At 53.9% G+C, this 17,812-nt stretch carries 18 protein-coding genes; 10 read left to right on the top strand and 8 right to left on the bottom strand.

All coding sequences use genetic code 11. The features are described 5' to 3' along the window. Window positions 1–9: 9 nt before the first annotated feature. The 6 genes from dnaE (at window position 10) to HX778_RS04470 (ending at window position 8,846) form a co-directional block, all read left to right on the top strand. Window positions 10–3,492: a DNA polymerase III subunit alpha gene (dnaE, locus tag HX778_RS04495; RefSeq protein WP_038475422.1), complete on the top strand. Its 3,483-nt coding sequence runs from the start codon at window positions 10–12 to the stop codon at window positions 3,490–3,492. Window positions 3,493–3,504: 12 nt separating this feature from the next. Further along, window positions 3,505–4,464, top strand: coding sequence for an acetyl-CoA carboxylase carboxyl transferase subunit alpha (gene accA, locus HX778_RS04490; protein ID WP_038475420.1), 960 nt, complete (start codon window positions 3,505–3,507; stop codon window positions 4,462–4,464). 116 nt (window positions 4,465–4,580) lie between these two features. Beyond that, window positions 4,581–6,722 carry a lysine decarboxylase LdcC gene (locus tag HX778_RS04485; protein WP_176981386.1) on the top strand — a complete coding sequence of 714 codons (2,142 nt, stop codon included), beginning with the start codon at window positions 4,581–4,583 and terminating at the stop codon, window positions 6,720–6,722. Between the two features lie 57 nt (window positions 6,723–6,779). Continuing rightward, on the top strand, window positions 6,780–7,169 hold the full coding sequence (locus tag HX778_RS04480; protein WP_038475416.1) for a VOC family protein: 390 nt from the start codon (window positions 6,780–6,782) through the stop codon (window positions 7,167–7,169). 61 nt (window positions 7,170–7,230) lie between these two features. Beyond that, window positions 7,231–8,538 carry a tRNA lysidine(34) synthetase TilS gene (gene tilS, locus HX778_RS04475; protein ID WP_176981385.1) on the top strand — a complete coding sequence of 436 codons (1,308 nt, stop codon included), beginning with the start codon at window positions 7,231–7,233 and terminating at the stop codon, window positions 8,536–8,538. After that, on the top strand, window positions 8,535–8,846 hold the full coding sequence (locus HX778_RS04470; protein ID WP_176981384.1) for a cytochrome c: 312 nt from the start codon (window positions 8,535–8,537) through the stop codon (window positions 8,844–8,846). The genes tilS and HX778_RS04470 overlap by 4 nt, the downstream gene beginning before the upstream one ends. 55 nt (window positions 8,847–8,901) lie before the next feature. Here the strand turns inward: HX778_RS04470 and rof are convergent, their stop codons facing one another. Continuing rightward, a complete protein-coding gene (rof, locus tag HX778_RS04465) occupies window positions 8,902–9,162 on the bottom strand; it encodes a Rho-binding antiterminator (RefSeq protein ID WP_126357486.1) in 261 nt (86 codons plus the stop codon). Next, window positions 9,149–9,349 (bottom strand): YaeP family protein, encoded by a 201-nt coding sequence (locus HX778_RS04460; protein WP_008456963.1) that lies wholly within the window; start codon window positions 9,347–9,349, stop codon window positions 9,149–9,151. Before HX778_RS04460 ends, rof begins: the two co-directional genes overlap by 14 nt. A gap of 198 nt (window positions 9,350–9,547) precedes the next feature. On the opposite strand from HX778_RS04460, the gene HX778_RS04455 reads away from it, so the two are divergent. From HX778_RS04455 to nlpE, 3 genes are read left to right on the top strand one after another with little or no spacing between them, the layout of a single operon-like run. After that, complete coding sequence (locus HX778_RS04455; protein ID WP_038475409.1) at window positions 9,548–10,090, top strand: YaeQ family protein; 543 nt, start codon at window positions 9,548–9,550, stop codon at window positions 10,088–10,090. Next, window positions 10,087–10,509 (top strand): alternative ribosome rescue aminoacyl-tRNA hydrolase ArfB, encoded by a 423-nt coding sequence (gene arfB / locus HX778_RS04450; protein ID WP_038475407.1) that lies wholly within the window; start codon window positions 10,087–10,089, stop codon window positions 10,507–10,509. Before HX778_RS04455 ends, arfB begins: the two co-directional genes overlap by 4 nt. A gap of 35 nt (window positions 10,510–10,544) precedes the next feature. Further along, window positions 10,545–11,234, top strand: coding sequence for an envelope stress response activation lipoprotein NlpE (nlpE, locus tag HX778_RS04445; RefSeq protein WP_038475405.1), 690 nt, complete (start codon window positions 10,545–10,547; stop codon window positions 11,232–11,234). Window positions 11,235–11,284: 50 nt separating this feature from the next. On the opposite strand, the gene proS is transcribed toward nlpE, so the two are convergent. The 6 genes from proS to metN all read right to left on the bottom strand — a co-directional run bounded on the left by proS (window position 11,285) and on the right by metN (window position 16,859). Further along, entirely contained in the window at window positions 11,285–13,003 is a 1,719-nt protein-coding gene (proS, locus tag HX778_RS04440) for a proline--tRNA ligase (RefSeq protein ID WP_038482937.1), read from the bottom strand. Between the two features lie 110 nt (window positions 13,004–13,113). Further along, a complete protein-coding gene (tsaA, locus tag HX778_RS04435) occupies window positions 13,114–13,821 on the bottom strand; it encodes a tRNA (N6-threonylcarbamoyladenosine(37)-N6)-methyltransferase TrmO (RefSeq protein ID WP_176981383.1) in 708 nt (235 codons plus the stop codon). Further along, window positions 13,818–14,222, bottom strand: a complete 405-nt coding sequence (rcsF, locus tag HX778_RS04430) for an Rcs stress response system protein RcsF (protein WP_038475400.1) — start codon at window positions 14,220–14,222, stop codon at window positions 13,818–13,820. Before rcsF ends, tsaA begins: the two co-directional genes overlap by 4 nt. A 113-nt stretch (window positions 14,223–14,335) precedes the next feature. Then, the gene (metQ, locus tag HX778_RS04425) at window positions 14,336–15,151 is read right to left on the bottom strand and encodes a methionine ABC transporter substrate-binding lipoprotein MetQ (protein WP_038475398.1); all 816 of its coding nucleotides are present in this window, start codon (window positions 15,149–15,151) and stop codon (window positions 14,336–14,338) included. A 30-nt stretch (window positions 15,152–15,181) separates the two neighbouring features. Next, a complete protein-coding gene (locus HX778_RS04420) occupies window positions 15,182–15,835 on the bottom strand; it encodes a methionine ABC transporter permease MetI (RefSeq protein ID WP_038475396.1) in 654 nt (217 codons plus the stop codon). Continuing rightward, complete coding sequence (gene metN, locus HX778_RS04415; RefSeq protein ID WP_038475394.1) at window positions 15,828–16,859, bottom strand: methionine ABC transporter ATP-binding protein MetN; 1,032 nt, start codon at window positions 16,857–16,859, stop codon at window positions 15,828–15,830. The genes HX778_RS04420 and metN overlap by 8 nt, the downstream gene beginning before the upstream one ends. Window positions 16,860–17,047: 188 nt before the next feature. Here metN and gmhB point away from each other — a divergent pair, with 188 nt between their 5' ends. Beyond that, window positions 17,048–17,614 (top strand): D-glycero-beta-D-manno-heptose 1,7-bisphosphate 7-phosphatase, encoded by a 567-nt coding sequence (gmhB, locus tag HX778_RS04410; protein WP_038475392.1) that lies wholly within the window; start codon window positions 17,048–17,050, stop codon window positions 17,612–17,614. Window positions 17,615–17,812 lie beyond the last annotated feature (198 nt).

The following is a 17,812-nucleotide window of genomic DNA, read 5'->3' as shown; positions in this document are numbered from 1 at the left end:
TGGTGAGAGATGGCTGAACCACGTTTCATTCACCTTCGGGTGCACAGCGACTATTCCATGATTGATGGGCTGGCTAAAACCGGACCGCTGGTAAAAAAAGCCGCGGCGCTGGGCATGCCTGCTCTCGCTATCACCGATTTCACCAACCTTTGCGGGCTGGTGAAATTCTATGGTTCCGGCCATGGTGCCGGCATTAAGCCTATCATCGGCGCAGACTTCAACGTGGCTAACGAGCTGTTGGGTGACGAACTGAGTCATTTGACGGTGCTGGCCGCGAACAACGAAGGTTACCAAAATCTTACCTTACTGATTTCTCGTGCCTATCAGCGTGGCTACGGCGCCGCGGGCCCAATAATTGACCGTGAATGGCTGGTTGAGCTAAATGAAGGTCTGATCCTGCTGTCCGGCGGGCGCATGGGAGATATTGGTAAAAGCCTGCTTCGTGGGAATCAGCCGCTGGTCGATCAGTGCCTGGAATTCTGGCAGCAGCATTTTGCCGATCGCTTCTATCTGGAATTGATTCGTACCGGTCGAGTGGACGAAGAGAACTATCTCCACGCCGCCGTAGCGCTGGCTGACGAACGCGGCCTGCCGGTGGTGGCAACCAATGACGTCCGTTTTATCGACGCTGGCGACTTTGACGCGCATGAAATCCGCGTAGCTATCCACGACGGCTTCACGCTGGACGATCCTAAGCGCCCGCGCAATTACTCCGCTCAGCAATATATGCGTAGCGAAGAAGAGATGTGCGAGCTGTTCTCGGATATTCCGGAAGCGCTGGAAAACAGCGTCGAAATCGCAAAACGCTGCAACGTTACCGTGCGCCTTGGCGAATACTTCCTGCCGCAGTTCCCTACCGGTGAAATGACCACCGAAGATTTCCTGGTCATGAAATCCAAAGAAGGGCTGGAGGAGCGTCTTGAGTTCCTGTTCCCGGATCCTGACGAGCGAGCCCAAAAACGCCCTGAATACGACGAGCGTCTGGACATCGAGCTGCAGGTTATTAACCAGATGGGGTTCCCCGGCTACTTCCTGATCGTGATGGAATTTATCCAGTGGTCCAAGGATAACGGCGTGCCTGTGGGACCGGGGCGTGGTTCCGGTGCGGGGTCGCTGGTGGCCTATGCGCTGAAAATCACCGATCTCGATCCGCTTGAATTTGACCTGCTGTTCGAACGTTTCCTTAACCCGGAACGTGTTTCGATGCCGGACTTCGACGTCGATTTCTGCATGGAAAAACGTGACCAGGTTATCGACCACGTATCGGAAATGTATGGCCGTGAAGCCGTTTCGCAGATCATTACCTTCGGTACGATGGCGGCGAAAGCGGTTATTCGTGACGTAGGCCGCGTGCTCGGCCACCCATACGGCTTTGTCGATCGTATCTCCAAGCTGGTTCCTCCCGATCCCGGTATGACGCTGGCGAAAGCCTTCGAGGCCGAGCCTCAACTGCCGGAGATCTACGAAGCTGACGAAGAGGTTAAAGCGCTGATCGACATGGCGCGCAAGCTGGAAGGCGTTACGCGCAATGCCGGGAAACACGCCGGTGGCGTGGTTATTGCGCCGACCAAAATTACTGATTTTGCGCCGCTTTATTGTGACGATCAGGGGCAGCACCCTGTTACCCAGTTTGATAAAAACGACGTTGAATATGCCGGCCTGGTGAAGTTTGACTTCCTGGGGCTGCGTACGCTGACGATCATCGACTGGGCGCTGAAAATGATCAACCCGCGTCGGGCAAAACAGGGGCTGGAGCCGATTGATATCGCCGCCATCCCGCTCGAGGACAAGAAAAGCTTCGACATGCTGCAGCGCTCGGAAACCACTGCGGTCTTCCAGCTTGAATCGCGCGGCATGAAGGACCTGATTAAGCGTCTGCAGCCTGACTGCTTCGAAGATATGATTGCCCTCGTGGCCCTGTTCCGCCCGGGCCCGCTGCAGTCAGGGATGGTAGATAACTTCATCGACCGTAAGCACGGGCGCGAAGCGATTTCTTATCCGGACGTGGAATGGCAGCACGAAAGCCTGAAACCGGTACTGGAGCCAACCTACGGCATCATCCTGTATCAGGAACAGGTTATGCAGATTGCCCAGGTACTTTCTGGTTATACCCTTGGCGGCGCGGACATGCTGCGCCGTGCGATGGGTAAAAAGAAACCGGAAGAAATGGCCAAGCAGCGCGGCACCTTTGAAGAGGGCGCGATAAATAACGGCGTCGACGGCGAGCTGTCGATGAAAATCTTTGACCTGGTGGAGAAATTTGCCGGGTACGGCTTTAACAAATCTCACTCCGCCGCCTATGCTTTGGTTTCTTACCAGACGCTGTGGCTGAAGGCGCACTATCCGGCAGAATTTATGGCGGCCGTAATGACCGCCGATATGGATAATACCGAGAAAGTGGTTGGCCTGGTGGATGAGTGCTGGCGCATGGGGCTGAAAGTTCTGTCGCCGGACATTAACTCTGGTCTTTATCATTTCCACGTTAACGATGACGGGGAAATTGTTTACGGTATCGGCGCGATCAAAGGCGTGGGCGAAGGCCCTATTGAAGCCATTATCGAGGCGCGAAATCAGGGCGGGCACTTCCTCGATCTCTTTGATTTATGTGCTCGCTCCGATATCAAAAAGCTGAATCGCAGGGTGCTGGAAAAACTCATTATGTCCGGGGCATTCGACCGGCTTGGGCCGCACCGTGCCGCACTGATGAACGCTTTAGGTGATGCGCTGAAAGCGGCCGACCAGCACGCGAAAGCGGAAGCCATCGGCCAGGCGGATATGTTCGGCGTACTGGCAGAAGAGCCAGAGCAGGTCGAAAAATCCTACGCCAGCGTGACCCCATGGCCGGATCATGTGGTGCTGGAAGGGGAGCGTGAAACGCTTGGGCTGTATCTTACCGGCCACCCGATTAACCAGTACCTGAAAGAAATTGAGCGCTATGTCGGTGGCATGCGCCTGAAAGAGATGCACCCGACAGAACGTGGTAAAATGACCACGGCTGCGGGTCTGGTGATTGCTTCGCGGGTGATGGTCACCAAGCGAGGTAATCGCATCGGCATCTGTACGCTGGATGACCGCTCTGGTCGTCTGGAAGTGATGTTATTCACAGATGCACTAGAAAAATACCAGCATCTGCTGGAAAAAGACCGTATCCTGATCGTCAGCGGACAGGTCAGCTTTGATGACTTCAGCGGAGGGCTTAAAATGACGGCCCGCGAGCTGATGGACATCGACGAAGCCCGTGAAAAGTACGCGCGTGGGCTTGCTATCTCGCTGACGGACAGGCAAATTGATGACCAGCTTTTAAACCGTCTCCGTCAGTCTCTGGAACCCCATCGTTCGGGGACAATTCCAGTACATCTCTACTATCAGAGGGTGGATGCACGAGCCCGGTTGCGCTTCGGTGCGACATGGCGTGTTTCCCCTAGCGATCGTTTACTTAACGATTTGCGAACGCTGATTGGTTCGGAGCAGGTGGAACTGGAGTTTGACTAAAACAGGAATATTATGAGTCTGAATTTCCTTGATTTCGAACAGCCGATTGCAGAGCTGGAAGCGAAAATCGATTCCCTGACGGCCGTTAGCCGCCAGGATGAAAAACTGGATATTAATCTGGACGAAGAAGTGCAGCGTCTGCGCGAGAAAAGCGTTGAGCTGACCCGCAAGATCTTCGCTGATTTAGGCGCATGGCAGATAGCGCAGCTGGCGCGCCATCCGCAGCGTCCGTACACCCTGGATTACGTTCGTCTGGCTTTTGATGAGTTTGACGAACTGGCGGGTGACCGTGCCTATGCCGACGATAAAGCCATTGTCGGGGGTATCGCTCGTCTGGAAGGCCGTCCGGTGATGATCATTGGTCATCAGAAAGGGCGTGAAACCAAAGAGAAAATCCGTCGTAACTTCGGGATGCCGGCCCCGGAAGGCTACCGCAAAGCGCTGCGCCTGATGGAAATGGCTGAACGCTTTAACATGCCGATCATCACCTTCATCGACACGCCGGGAGCTTATCCGGGCGTTGGCGCCGAAGAGCGTGGTCAGTCTGAAGCGATTGCCCGTAACCTGCGTGAAATGTCCCGCCTGAAGGTGCCGGTCATCTGTACCGTTATCGGTGAAGGTGGCTCCGGCGGCGCGCTGGCGATTGGCGTGGGCGACAAAGTGAATATGCTGCAGTACAGCACCTATTCCGTTATCTCTCCAGAAGGCTGCGCGTCCATTCTGTGGAAAAGCGCCGATAAAGCTCCGCTGGCCGCAGAAGCAATGGGCATTGTTGCTCCGCGTCTGAAAGAGCTGAAGCTTATTGATACCGTGATCCCCGAGCCGCTGGGCGGCGCGCACCGCAACCCGGAAGTGATGGCTGCTTCCCTGCGTGCACAGCTGCTGGCCGATCTGGCCGATCTCGATGTGCTGAATAAAGACGAGCTGTTAAACCGTCGCTACCAGCGTCTGATGAGCTACGGCTACGCCTGATTTTAGGGTGTTGAATAACGATAAGGGTCGGATTTTCCGGCCCTTTTTGCATTTATAGCTTCATGGAAAATCACATTACGCTATGCTTAGCACAGTCTTTTTCCAGGAGGTGAACATTGAATACCATTGCGATCATGGGGCCGCACGGCGTTTTCTACAAAGACGAGCCCATCAAGGAACTTCATCGCGCGCTGGAACTGCACGGCTTTCAGCTCATCTACCCGACCAACAGTACCGACTTGCTTAAGCTGATCGAGCACAACCCGCGCATTTGTGGCGTTGTTTTTGACTGGGACGAATACAGCCTCGACTTGTGCAGCGAAATCAACCTGCTAAATGAAGATCTGCCGCTGTATGCATTCATCAATACCCACTCTTCTTTGGACGTTAGCGTGAATGAAATGCGCATGGCGCTGTGGTTCTTCGAGTACGCGCTTAGCGCGGCCGACGACATCGCCCTGCGTATTCGCCAGTACACCGACGAGTACCTGGATACGATTACGCCGCCGCTGACCAAAGCGCTGTTCACCTATGTGAAAGAGGGGAAATATACCTTCTGTACGCCAGGGCATATGGCCGGTACCGCCTACCAAAAAAGCCCGGTCGGTTGTCTGTTTTACGACTTCTTCGGCGGTAACACGCTGAAGGCCGACGTCTCTATTTCGGTGACGGAGCTGGGCTCACTGCTTGACCATACCGGCCCTCACCTGGAGGCAGAAGAGTATATCGCCCGCACTTTTGGCGCCGAGCAAAGCTATATGGTGACCAACGGCACTTCGACATCCAACAAAATTGTTGGTATGTACGCCGCGCCGTCGGGCAGCACAATACTGGTCGATCGTAACTGCCATAAGTCACTGACCCATTTGCTGATGATGACTAACCTGGTGCCGATCTGGCTGAAGCCTACGCGTAACGCGCTGGGTATTCTGGGGGGGATCCCACAGCGCGAGTTCACTCGAGAAAATATCGAGAATAAGGTCGCTGAAACCCCGAATGCACAGTGGCCGGTACACGCGGTTATCACCAACTCGACCTACGACGGGCTGTTGTATAACACCGACTTCATCAAAAAAACGCTGGATGTGCCGTCGATTCATTTTGATTCAGCGTGGGTGCCCTATACCAATTTCCACCCGATTTATCAGGGAAAAAGCGGCATGAGTGGCGACAGGGTTCCGGGCAAGGTTATCTATGAAACCCAGTCGACTCATAAGCTGCTGGCGGCTTTCTCACAGGCTTCGATGATTCATATTAAAGGTGACTACGATGAAGATACCTTTAACGAAGCCTACATGATGCATACCACAACTTCCCCGAGCTACCCGCTGGTGGCCTCCATTGAAACCGCGGCGGCGATGATGCGCGGCAATCCCGGTAAAAGGCTGATCAACCGTTCCGTAGAGCGAGCTTTGCATTTCCGCCGGGAAGTGCAGCGCCTGCGTGAAGAATCAGAAGACTGGTTCTTCGACATCTGGCAGCCCGATCATGTTGACGAGGCAGAGTGCTGGCCTATTGCGCCAGGCGAAGAAGACTGGCACGGCTTCCGGGATGCCGATGCGGATCATATGTATCTCGATCCGATCAAAGTGACCATCCTGACACCGGGCATGAGCGAGCTGGGGGAGATGGCGGAAGAGGGGATCCCGGCGGCGCTGGTGGCCAAGTTTCTCGATGAGCGCGGCGTCGTGGTAGAGAAAACCGGTCCGTATAACCTGCTGTTCCTGTTCAGCATCGGCATTGATAAGACAAAAGCGCTAAGCCTGCTGCGTGGGTTGACGGAGTTTAAGCGCTCTTACGATCTTAATCTGCGGGTGAAGAATATGCTGCCGGATCTGTACGCGGAAGATCCTGACTTTTATCGCAATATGCGTATTCAGACGCTGGCGCAGGGGATCCACAAGCTCATCAAGCAGCATAACCTGCCGGATCTGATGCTGCGCGCTTTTGACGTCCTGCCGGAAATGCGCATGACGCCGCACGAAGCCTATCAGCAGCAGGTCAAAGGCAACGTAGAAACGGTGGAGATTGAAGAGCTTTTGGGGAGAGTATCAGCCAACATGATCCTGCCTTATCCGCCGGGCGTTCCGGTGGTAATGCCGGGAGAGGTTATCACCAAAGAGAGCCGCGCGGTGCTCGACTTTCTGCTGATGCTTTGCTCGGTTGGAGAGCACTATCCCGGCTTCGAAACCGATATTCATGGTGCAAAACTCGGTGAGGATGGGATCTACAGAGTACGAGTCCTAAAAGAGGCCTGAGAGCTTGCTTTGCAGGGAAGCGATGATTACCTTCCCTGCAGTGACTAAGGAGATTTTATGCTGGGTTTAAAGCAAATTCATCACGTCGCGATTATCGCGTCGGACTACGAACGCAGTAAGCAATTCTATTGCGATGTACTGGAGTTCACGCTTGAGTCGGAAGTTTACCGCAAAGAGCGAGATTCCTGGAAAGGCGATCTGGCGTTGAACGGCCAGTATGTGATTGAGCTGTTCTCTTTCCCGTTCCCGCCAGCGCGCCCGAGCCGCCCGGAGGCCTGCGGACTTCGTCATCTGGCCTTCAGCGTGGATAACATCGAGCAGGCGATAACGCACCTGGAAAGCCATGGCGTAAAATGCGAACCGATTCGCATCGATCCCCTGACCAACAAAAGCTTCACTTTCTTCAGCGATCCTGACGGTTTGCCGCTGGAACTTTATCAGCAGTAAACCTTGCCAGCGTCGCGAATGCCCGGTAATTTGCCGGGCAAACCCTTCGTAACGACGAACTATGACTATCCGCGAACTTCAGTCCTTCCTGCATCCTCATCGCCAGCTGCTGGTGGCGTTCAGCGGCGGGCTGGACTCGACCGTTATGCTGCATCAACTGGTGACCCTGCGCGATACTGTTCAGCCTGAACTTAATATCAGAGCGATGCATATCCACCACGGACTAAGCCCAAGGGCAGATAGCTGGGTAGAACATTGCCGGGCGCTTTGTGCGGCATGGCGTGTGCCTTTTGATGTGGCTCATGTGCAGCTTCCTGCCGGTGGGCAGGGGATTGAAGGGGAGGCGAGAGCGGCTCGCTATCAGGCGTTATCGGATTCGCTCCTCGCCGGAGAAGTTTTGCTCACGGCGCAGCATCTGGACGATCAGTGCGAGACCTTCCTGCTGGCGCTTAAGCGTGGAAGCGGCCCGGCCGGACTGGCGTCGATGCCCGCTATCTTGCCCTTTGGCGATACCTCATTATTGCGTCCTTTGCTGACAACATCTCGCTCACAGCTTGAAGAGTGGGCTCACGCTTACCGGCTCTGCTGGATTGAAGACGAAAGCAACCAGGATGATAAATACGACCGGAATTTCCTGCGCCTGAGGGTTGTTCCCCTTTTGCAGCAGCGATGGCCACACTTTTCCCGTAGCGTTGCCCGCAGCGCTGAGCTGTGCGGCGAGCAGGAGCAGCTCCTTGACGAGTTGTTGGCGGAACAACTGGATACGTTAATGTCAGAGCAGGGTGCGCTGCGCCTTGAACCGATGTTGACGATGAGCGAGGCCAGACGATTTGCATTGGTGCGACGCTGGTTGGCGTTTCATCGTGCCGCGATGCCGTCCAGAGCTTCTCTGCTGCGTTTATGGCAGGAAGTTGCCTTAAGCCGGGAAGATGCCAATCCTCGCCTTCGCCTGGGGGAGCATGAAATCAGGCGTTTTCAGGGGGAGCTGTATTGGGTTCCGCTGCTCAACGTCGATCGGGATAAAAGCTATTTATGGCCTGCGCCTTATCGCCCGCTGCATCTTCCAGGGCTGGGAATGGTTTCTCTCAGCGGTAAGGGAATGGCGGTACGTGCGCCAGCAGACGGTGAAATCGTTAGTCTGCGTTTTAAGGCTTCAGGTTTGCTGCATATCGTCGGCCGGGATAAAGGGCGGACGCTGAAAAAAATCTGGCAGGAACTGCGTATTCCTCCGTGGGAGCGAGATACCACGCCGCTGCTGTTTTATGGCGAACAGCTTATTGCTGCGCCAGGCATTTTTGTCACCCGCGAGGGGCAGGCCACGGAACAGTCATGCTGGCATATAGACTGGCAAAAGGGAGTTGAGCAATGAAAAAAATCGTACTGCTGCTTGGGCTAATGGCCTGTAGTTTACCCGCTCTCGCTAAAGGAGATGCACAAGCCGGGGAAGCAAAGGCCATGACCTGTGTCGCCTGCCATGGCATGAGTGGGAAAGCGTCTGCCCCGCTCTATCCAAACATCGGTGGGCAGAGCGAAGCCTATCTCGAACACTCGCTTCAGGCTTACAAAAAAGGGGAGCGGAGCGGTGGGCAGGCAGAAATCATGAAGGCTTACGTCAGCGGGCTTTCGGACGAAGATATCAGCAACTTGGCGGCGTACTACGCCTCAATGAAGCCGTAAACAAAACGGGCAACCAACCTGGCTGCCCGTTTTGTGTTATATGCGGTGACAACAGTTATTCGACGCTGACCACGATAGTGCCAATTTCGGGGTGGCTGAAGCTGTTAATTTTATCGAGGCGTAACTCTCGCGTAGCGCCGGCATCATCGACAATCAGGTATTCGACGTTTTTACGAGAAACCAGATCGCTCGCTTTGGCCTTGAAAATCTCTCCGTCTTTTAACTCCAGCGTCAGTAACAAGTGATGCTGGCAGGCGAGCTCGAGATTGTCATAATCATCACAGTTGATGGGTTGATACGCATCATTCATTGACATAATCGCTCACCAGTAAGTTCGCGGCAGCATAAGCCGCCTGTTCCCTGACCGACTCCGAGACGGCCTCGCTGGAGGCGACTTCGTTCAGAGCCTTCAATACGCATCCTAAGGCATCAGGAATGTAGCCTAAATCACCGCTGGCAATTTCCGCGTAGCGTTGCCGAACCAATTCACAATACTTTTCCACATACCCTCCTCTCAGAGTCCCGACTTCAGACCTATTCGTGGGGTCAAGTCTAAGCCTACGAAGATAAACTCTGTTTAGCAAGGTGACTATACCACAGCAATGTAACCGATATCAGCCACGCAAATATACCCGTCATACTTCGAGCCGCGAGTATGTTATTTCGCTACAATAGCGCGCAATTGTGTATGGAGAAGTGTGATGGCGTTAAAAGCGACAATTTATAAGGCGACGGTAAATGTGGCCGATCTCGATCGTAATCGGTTTCTGGACAGCAGCCTGACGCTGGCGCGCCACCCTTCGGAAACGCAGGAACGCATGATGTTGCGCCTGCTGGCGTGGATCAAATATGCGGATGAGCGTCTGGAGTTTACCCGCGGCCTTAGCGCGGAAGACGAGCCGGAAATCTGGCGTAAAAACGATCACCTCGGCATTGATCTGTGGGTAGAACTTGGGCTGCCGGAAGAGCGTCGGGTGAAAAAAGCCTGCAGCCAGTCGGCCGAGGTAGCGTTGTTTACCTATAATAGTCGGGCGGCGGAAATTTGGTGGCAGCAGAACCAGAACCGCCTGAGCCAGTTTAAAAACCTGTCTATCTGGTATCTGGATGACGTACAGCTGGCGAAGCTAAGCGAATTTGGCACGCGCACCATGAACCTGCAGGCGACTATCCAGGACGGTGCGATTTGGCTGTCTGATAGCGAGAATAATCTGGAAATCCACTTTACGGCCTGGCTGCAGCAATGATTTCAGTGTCGCGAACGGTTTCTATCCCGGACAATGAAGTCACGATTACCGCGATTCGCGCCCAGGGTGCAGGCGGGCAGCATGTGAATAAAACCTCAACGGCTATTCATTTGCGCTTTGATATCCCTGCCTCTAGCCTGCCCGAGTCGTATAAGATACGTCTGCTGGCAGTAAGTCACCATTTGATCACGCCTGAAGGCGTCGTGGTGATCAAAGCCCAGGAATATCGAAGCCAGGAGATGAACCGTGAAGCGGCGGTGGCTCGCCTGGTTTCACTGATACAAGAACTCACCGTAGTGCAGAAGAGCCGTCGCGCGACAAAGCCGACGCGAGCTTCTAAAGAGCGACGTCTGACCTCTAAGGCGCAGAAGTCGACGACCAAAGCACTGCGCGGCAAAGTTCGCCGCCATCCGGAGTAGCGGCGAAGTTGGGACAATGGCATAAGGAATAAAGCATGAAGAAGAGTCTTCTGGCGGCGCTGGCAGCGCTAAGCCTGTTCACGCTATTTGGCTGTAATAATCGTACGGAAACGCAAACCCTGATCCCTGCTCAGGCGGCGGAACTGAAACCGATGCAGCAGAGCTATCGCGGCGTAGTACCTTGCGCAGACTGTGAAGGGATTGAAACCTCGCTGTTCCTCGAAAAGGACGGTACCTGGGTGATGAACCAGACTTATCAGGGGAAGGGAGCCTCGTTTGCCAGCTACGGTAAATGGGCGCGTACCGCCGATAAGCTGGTCTTGACCGACAGCGAAGGCGAGAAGCAGTACTTCCATCCAAAGGGCGACAGCCTGGTGATGCTGGACCGCGAAGGCAACTCGATTGAATCGCAGTTCAACTACACGCTGAAAGCGGTTGATGCGAAGCTGCCGTCAACGCCAATGCCGATGAAAGGTAAGTACCAATACATGGCCGACGCCGCTGTATTTGAGGACTGCGCTACAGGTAAAACTTTTGCCGTGGCGGATAACGCCGAACTGGAACGTGCCTATGCGGCAGCTCGCGGTAAGAACAATGCGCCAATTCTGCTGGTGGTAGAAGGGCACTTTACGCTGCAGGCCTCCCCTGATAGCGGAGAGCTGCAAAAAGCGCTGGTGGCCGACAAGGGGGCGAAGTTTAAGCCCGGCAAAGACTGTAACGACTAAAACGAAAAAGCCCGTCCATTTGGACGGGCTTTTTTATGCTCAGCGGTAAATTAACCTTTGATCTGCTTTACCAGGAAATCAACGATCTCGCTGGTTTTGATCATCTGCTTTTCACCGGCACGGCGATGTTTATATTCGATCTCTTCGTTGTCGAGATTACGGTCGCCGATAACGATGGTGTGAGGAATACCAATCAGTTCCATATCGGCAAACATCACGCCTGGACGCTCTTTACGGTCATCCAGCAGCACGTCGATACCCTGCGCACGCAGCGTGGTATACAGCTCTTCAGCCAGCTGCTGCACGCGGAAGGACTTGTGCATGTTCATTGGCAGAATCGCAACGTGGAACGGAGCGATAGCATCCGGCCACAGAATACCGCGGTCATCAAAGTTCTGTTCAATGGCGGCGGCGACCACTCGGGTAACACCGATACCGTAGCAGCCCATGGTCAGCGTCTGGTTACGGCCATCTTCGCCCTGAACGGCAGCTTTCAACGCCTCAGAGTACTTGGTGCCTAGCTGGAAGATGTGACCCACTTCGATGCCGCGTTTGATCATCAACGTGCCTTTGCCATCCGGGCTCGGGTCGCCGGCAACAACGTTGCGAATGTCAGCCACTTCCGGCAGCGCAACGTCGCGTTCCCAGTTAATGCCGACAAAGTGCTTGCCGTCGATGTTTGCACCAGCGGCGAAATCGCTCATAGCGGCTACGCTGCGGTCAATCACAACCGGAACCGGCAGGTTGATCGGACCCAGGGAGCCAGGGCCAGCTTTCACGATATCGCGAATTTCCTGTTCGGTGGCGAACGTCAGCGGGCTTGCTACCTGTGGCAGCTTCTCGGCTTTCACTTCGTTCAGCTCGTGATCGCCACGAACCAGCAAAGCAACCAGCGGATAAGCGCTACCTTCGGTCGCTTTCACCAGCAGAGTTTTAACCGTTTTCTCGATTGGCAGGTTGAACTGCTCTACCAGCTCGGCGATGGTTTTAGCATTCGGAGTATCAATCTGGCTCATTTCAGCGGTCGGTGCTGCACGGCCTGCTGCCGGCGCAAGGGCTTCAGCGAACTCAATGTTTGCCGCATAGTCCGAGCTGTCAGAGAAGATCACATCATCTTCACCGCTTTGTGCCAGCACCTGGAACTCATGGGAGGCGCTGCCGCCGATGGAGCCGGTGTCCGCCTGCACGGCGCGGAAATCCAGACCCATGCGGGAGAAGATTTTGCTGTAAGCCTCGTACATCTTGTCATAGGTTTCCTGCAGGGATTCCTGAGACGTATGGAACGAGTAGGCGTCTTTCATCAGGAATTCGCGGGAACGCATAACGCCAAAACGTGGGCGCACTTCATCACGGAATTTGGTCTGGATCTGGAACAGATTCAGCGGCAGCTGCTTATAAGAGCTCAGCTCATTGCGAATCAGATCGGTGATCACTTCTTCGTGAGTTGGACCCAGCACGAAAGGACGTTCGCCACGGTCAACAAAACGCAGTAACTCCGGACCGTATTGCTCCCAACGTCCACTCTCCTGCCACAGGTCGGCTGGCTGAACCACCGGCATGCACATTTCGATAGCACCGGCGTTGTTCATCTCTTCACGCACGATGTTTTCGACTTTCTTCAGGACGCGTAAACCTGTCGGCAGCCAGGTGTATAAACCGGAGGCCAGCTTACGGATCATCCCGGCGCGCAGCATCAGCTGGTGGCTGACTACTTCAGCGTCGGCAGGTGTCTCCTTCAGAGTGGAGAGCAGATATTGGCTAGTACGCATGTTGTTACGGTTCCATTTGAACGGCAGATCGCAGGCCACGGGCGGCCTGCTTCAAAAAAAGTGGTTTAGTTTACCAGTGTGGCAGAGATGTCAAAAGAGAGGGGGCTAAATTAACTCGCTTCGAGCACAAACACCTCAAAGCCTTGCTCTGTGACGCGCCAGCGGACGTTAAAGTCCAGCAGCAGAACAGCGTAAGTCTTCCCGACATCCTCGCCTTTACGATAAGCAGGACGAGGGTCCTGAGCAAGTACCTGGCAGATAAAACGCGCAATATGCGGATAGCGGCCTTCCAGCCCGGCGAGCTGTAGCTGAACCTCGGGCGTAAAGGTCACGTTCATTTCTGCCTGAGGCGCCTGTTGCGCATAGCCCGCACGCGCATCCGGTACGGCTTCTGCGAAGGGCAGGTACGGTTTGATATCCACGATGGGCGTACCGTCTACCAAATCCAGGCTGCCAAGCTGCAAAATGACTTCATCTTTCTGGCAATGAATGCTTTTCAGTTCAACCAGCGACATGCCAATAGGATTGGGGCGGAAGGTAGAGCGGGTAGCAAACACGCCCATGCGGGCATTCCCCCCCAGCCGGGGAGGACGTACCGTTGGGCGCCAGCCGCCTTCCATCGTTTGATGGAATACAAACAGTAGCCACAGGTGACTAAAAGCCTCCAGCCCGCGAACGGCATCGGCCTGGTTGTACGGCGCAAGCAGACGCAGTTCACCGCCGCCATCTTTGACTAAGCCTGGCTGACGCGGTACGGCAAACTTTTCTTTATAAGGAGAGCGAATTACGCCAATTTGCGCAAACTGGAATTCGGTCATTGCGCCGAAACTTGTAGCGCAGATCCAACGCAAATGGCCTGACGATAGCACCCTGGCGCACCCGTGGTGACATCACAACTGTGCTGCAGAACCGCATTGGCTTTCATTTTGGAAGCATTGATCTGCATGCGCTTGCGTGCGGTCGGGATATTCGGAGGCGAATCCTGATTGCTTGCCTGGCAAGACTCTCCGCTGACTTCACCTAAATCACGGAACGGTTTACCCACTAAGTCTTCTGCGTTGGTGTAGATTCTGACCGGAGCAGGGCGAGGTGCTTTAGGTTTCTCGGTTTCTGTCTTCGGCGCAGCTGCCGTGCTTTGAACGGGTTCTACGGGGGATCTGCTTAGCATTGAACAGCCGCTCAGCATGAATGCTAATAAACAGATCGGTAAAGCACGCATAATTTTTCCTCAATGAATGTAAAACGGGGAACATTGAAGCAAGCCCGAATCAAAATAACAAGGCGGGCTTGCGCCCGCCTTTAATTATTTACGTAAAACTGAAGAATGGAAACTTACCAGCCTTTAACCGCGCCGCCGTTAAAGACTTTGTTGGCCGCTTCGTTCACTTCGTCAGACTGGTATGCCTGAACGAATTTCTTCACGTTCTCTGCATCTTTGTTGTCTTCACGAGAAACGATCAGGTTCACATAAGGAGAGTTTTTGTCTTCAACGAAGATGCCGTCTTTCGCTGGCGTCAGGCCAATCTGGCTGGCGTAAGTGGTGTTGATGACCGCCAGAGCAATCTGAGCATCATCCAGAGAACGTGGCAGCTGCGGTGCTTCCAGCTCAACCAGCTTCAGATTTTTTGGGTTCTCGGTTACATCCAGAACGGTTGGCAGCAGGCCAACACCGTCTTTCAGTTTAATCAGACCTTCTTTCTGCAGCAGCAGCAGAGAGCGACCGAGGTTAGTCGGGTCGTTTGGCAGTGCTACCTGAGAACCCGGCTGCAGCTCATCCAGAGATTTGATTTTTTTGGAATAACCGGCGATTGGGTAAACAAAAGTATTGCCCACGGAAACCAGCTTATAACCGCGATCTTTGATCTGCTGATCCAGATAAGGCTTGTGCTGGAAGGCGTTAACGTCGATGTCGCCTTTGCTCAGCGCTTCGTTTGGCAGCACATAGTCGGTAAAGGTCACCAGCTCAACGTCGAGGCCATATTTCTCTTTAGCCACTTTCTGAGCGACTTCGGCAACCTGCTGTTCTGCACCGGCAATCACGCCGACTTTAATGTGGTTTGGATCTTTTTCTTCCTGACCGCAACCCACCAGGGCCAGAGAGCCAATCAGAGCGCCGACCGCGGCGAACGTTTTAAAGTTAAAAGCCATGTCCTTTTCCTTGTATGAATGCAGTTGTGTTTATTTGTGTGTAACAGCCCTGACGATACGATCGCCAGAGAATTGAATTAAGTAAACCAGCACGACCAGCAGAACCAGCACGGTATTCATTACTGTCGCGTTGTAGCCGATGTAACCGTACTGATAGCCAATCTGGCCCAGACCACCCGCACCAACGGCACCGCCCATTGCAGAATAGCCTACCAGGGTAATAAGGGTAATGGTGGCGGCATTTACCAGGCCCGGAAGTGCTTCCGGCAGCAACACTTTGCGGATGATTTGCAGCGGCGTGGCGCCCATCGCGCGTGAAGCTTCAATCAGACCGGTTGGGATTTCCAGCAGGGCGTTTTCGACCATTCGGGCAATAAACGGCGCTGCACCAACGGTCAATGGAACGATCGCCGCCTGCAGGCCGATAGAAGTTCCTACGATGACGCGGGTAAAAGGAATCATCCAGACGAGCAGAATAATGAACGGGATAGAACGGAAGATGTTAACTACCGCCGAGAGGCTGCTATAAAGCTTCGCGTTAGCGCTGATTTGCCCGGGGCGAGTGATGTACAGCAACACGCCGACAGGCAGGCCAATCACAAACCCGAAGAAACCGGAAACAAAGGTCATGGCTAACGTTTCATACACGCCGCGAGCCAGTAACCAAATCATTGCTTCAGACATAACCCAGCACCTCTACTTTCACGTGTTGCTCCTGCAGCCAGGCAATAGCCGATTGCGTATCTTTTGGCTCGCCGTGCATTTCGCACAGCATGATGCCGAACTTCACGCCGCCGGCATAATCCATCTGCGCGCTAATAATGTTGCTGTTCACGTTGAAGGTACGTGCTGTTTCAGAGAGAAGGGGGGCATCGACCGACTGGCCGGTGAACTCCAGGCGCAATAAAGGTACCGCGCTTTCTTTATTCTCTGCGCTCAGGCGCTGAGCGTAATCTTCCGGTACGTCGAGATGCAGAGTGGACTGGATAAACTGCTGAGCCAGAGGCGTTTTCGGATGGGAGAACACTTCGCTCACCGTATCCTGCTCGATAAGCTCGCCGTTGCTGATAACGGCCACGCAGTCACAAATGCGTTTTACGACATCCATCTCGTGGGTGATGAGCAGAATAGTCAGCCCCAGGCGACGATTAATGTCTTTCAGCAGCTCCAGAATAGAGCGGGTTGTGGCGGGATCCAGCGCGCTGGTGGCTTCGTCGCACAACAGCACTTTTGGATTGCTTGCCAGTGCACGGGCAATCGCCACGCGCTGTTTCTGACCACCGGAAAGGTTTGCAGGCCAGGCATCGTGTTTTTCACTGAGGCCAACTAAATCCAGCAGTTCGGTAACGCGGCGTTTAATCTCTTCTTTTGGCGTATTGTCCAGCTCAAGCGGCAAAGCAACGTTGCCGAATACGGTACGCGAAGAGAGCAGATTAAAGTGCTGGAAGATCATGCCAATCTGGCGACGGGCTTTAGTTAACTGGGTTTCGGAAAGCGTTGTCAGGTCCTGGCCATCAACCAGAACTGAACCCTGAGTCGGACGCTCAAGCAGGTTTACACAGCGGATGAGGGTGCTTTTCCCCGCACCGGACGCGCCAATCACGCCATAAATTTGCCCGGCAGGCACATGCAGACTGACATTGTTTAATGCCTGTATGCTGCGGTTGCCCTGCTGGAACACCTTGGTGATATTTGAAAGTTTAATCATTGAGTTATTTATTATCGTATAGGTAATAGCCGTGGAATTTTCTGCTACCAGTAACCAAAGTTACCGTAATCGATATGGATGTTAAGGCATCCAGACGTCTAAATCAATCAGGGAGTGAAGGACTGTTCTCTCCTTATTACTAAATCATGCGATACTAGCCGCAATTAATCCGTATCAGGAGTTCTCCAGTGGCACAGTCCGTACCCGCTATTTTTCTCGACCGCGATGGCACCATTAATGTCGATCATGGCTATGTATATGAAGTTGACCGATTCGAGTTTATTGATGGTGCTATAGAGGCAATGCGCGAATTAAAAGAGATGGGCTTTGCTCTGGTGCTGGTAACTAACCAGTCCGGCATCGCACGCGGGATGTTCACCGAGGCAGATTTTGAGAACCTGACCGAGTGGATGGACTGGTCGCTGGCGGACCGCGGTGTGGATCTCGATGGCATCTATTATTGCCCTCATCACCCGGAAGGAAGCGTGGAAGAGTTTCGTCAGAATTGTGATTGCCGTAAGCCGCAGCCGGGTATGCTGATTTCTGCACGTGACTTCCTGCACATCGATATGGCTTCTTCTTATATGGTTGGCGACAAAATTGAAGATATGCAGGCCGCCGCCGCAGCTATGGTTGGGACTAAAGTGCTGGTACGCACTGGCAAACCTGTAACGGAAGAGGGCGAGGCGGCGGCAGATTTGGTCATTAATAGCCTTGCTGACCTGCCAAAAGCCATCAAACAGCGCCAAAAATAAGCGTTACGATTAAAAAACGCGCGGTCAGAAAGTTTTTTCAAATTAGGGGTTGTCAGGCTCTGAGAACTCCCTATAATGCGCCTCCACTGACACGGCAAAGCGGCTTCGAAAGCGGCTTAACAACCCGGTAGTCAGTCAGACGAAAGCGAAAATAAACGCTTGACTCTGAAAGAGGAAAGCGTAATATACGCCACCTCG

The sequence above is a fragment of the Cedecea sp. P7760 genome, from assembly GCF_013386425.1.
Taxonomy (GTDB): Bacteria; Pseudomonadota; Gammaproteobacteria; order Enterobacterales; family Enterobacteriaceae; genus Cedecea; species Cedecea selenatireducens.
Note: the sequence above shows the minus strand (reverse complement) of the source record. Positions and strands in the feature narration are given on the sequence as shown.

What these genes read in the sequence shown, in the direction of transcription:
- dnaE (WP_038475422.1), top strand. Translation starts at nt 10, where the DNA reads ATGGCTGAACCACGTTTCATTCACCTTCGGGTGCACAGCGACTATTCC.
- accA (WP_038475420.1), top strand. Translation starts at nt 3,505, where the DNA reads ATGAGTCTGAATTTCCTTGATTTCGAACAGCCGATTGCAGAGCTGGAA.
- HX778_RS04480 (WP_038475416.1), top strand. Translation starts at nt 6,780, where the DNA reads ATGCTGGGTTTAAAGCAAATTCATCACGTCGCGATTATCGCGTCGGAC.
- tilS (WP_176981385.1), top strand. Translation starts at nt 7,231, where the DNA reads ATGACTATCCGCGAACTTCAGTCCTTCCTGCATCCTCATCGCCAGCTG.
- HX778_RS04470 (WP_176981384.1), top strand. Translation starts at nt 8,535, where the DNA reads ATGAAAAAAATCGTACTGCTGCTTGGGCTAATGGCCTGTAGTTTACCC.
- rof (WP_126357486.1), bottom strand. Translation starts at nt 9,162, where the DNA reads ATGTCAATGAATGATGCGTATCAACCCATCAACTGTGATGATTATGAC.
- HX778_RS04455 (WP_038475409.1), top strand. Translation starts at nt 9,548, where the DNA reads ATGGCGTTAAAAGCGACAATTTATAAGGCGACGGTAAATGTGGCCGAT.
- arfB (WP_038475407.1), top strand. Translation starts at nt 10,087, where the DNA reads ATGATTTCAGTGTCGCGAACGGTTTCTATCCCGGACAATGAAGTCACG.
- nlpE (WP_038475405.1), top strand. Translation starts at nt 10,545, where the DNA reads ATGAAGAAGAGTCTTCTGGCGGCGCTGGCAGCGCTAAGCCTGTTCACG.
- proS (WP_038482937.1), bottom strand. Translation starts at nt 13,003, where the DNA reads ATGCGTACTAGCCAATATCTGCTCTCCACTCTGAAGGAGACACCTGCC.
- tsaA (WP_176981383.1), bottom strand. Translation starts at nt 13,821, where the DNA reads ATGACCGAATTCCAGTTTGCGCAAATTGGCGTAATTCGCTCTCCTTAT.
- rcsF (WP_038475400.1), bottom strand. Translation starts at nt 14,222, where the DNA reads ATGCGTGCTTTACCGATCTGTTTATTAGCATTCATGCTGAGCGGCTGT.
- metQ (WP_038475398.1), bottom strand. Translation starts at nt 15,151, where the DNA reads ATGGCTTTTAACTTTAAAACGTTCGCCGCGGTCGGCGCTCTGATTGGC.
- HX778_RS04420 (WP_038475396.1), bottom strand. Translation starts at nt 15,835, where the DNA reads ATGTCTGAAGCAATGATTTGGTTACTGGCTCGCGGCGTGTATGAAACG.
- metN (WP_038475394.1), bottom strand. Translation starts at nt 16,859, where the DNA reads ATGATTAAACTTTCAAATATCACCAAGGTGTTCCAGCAGGGCAACCGC.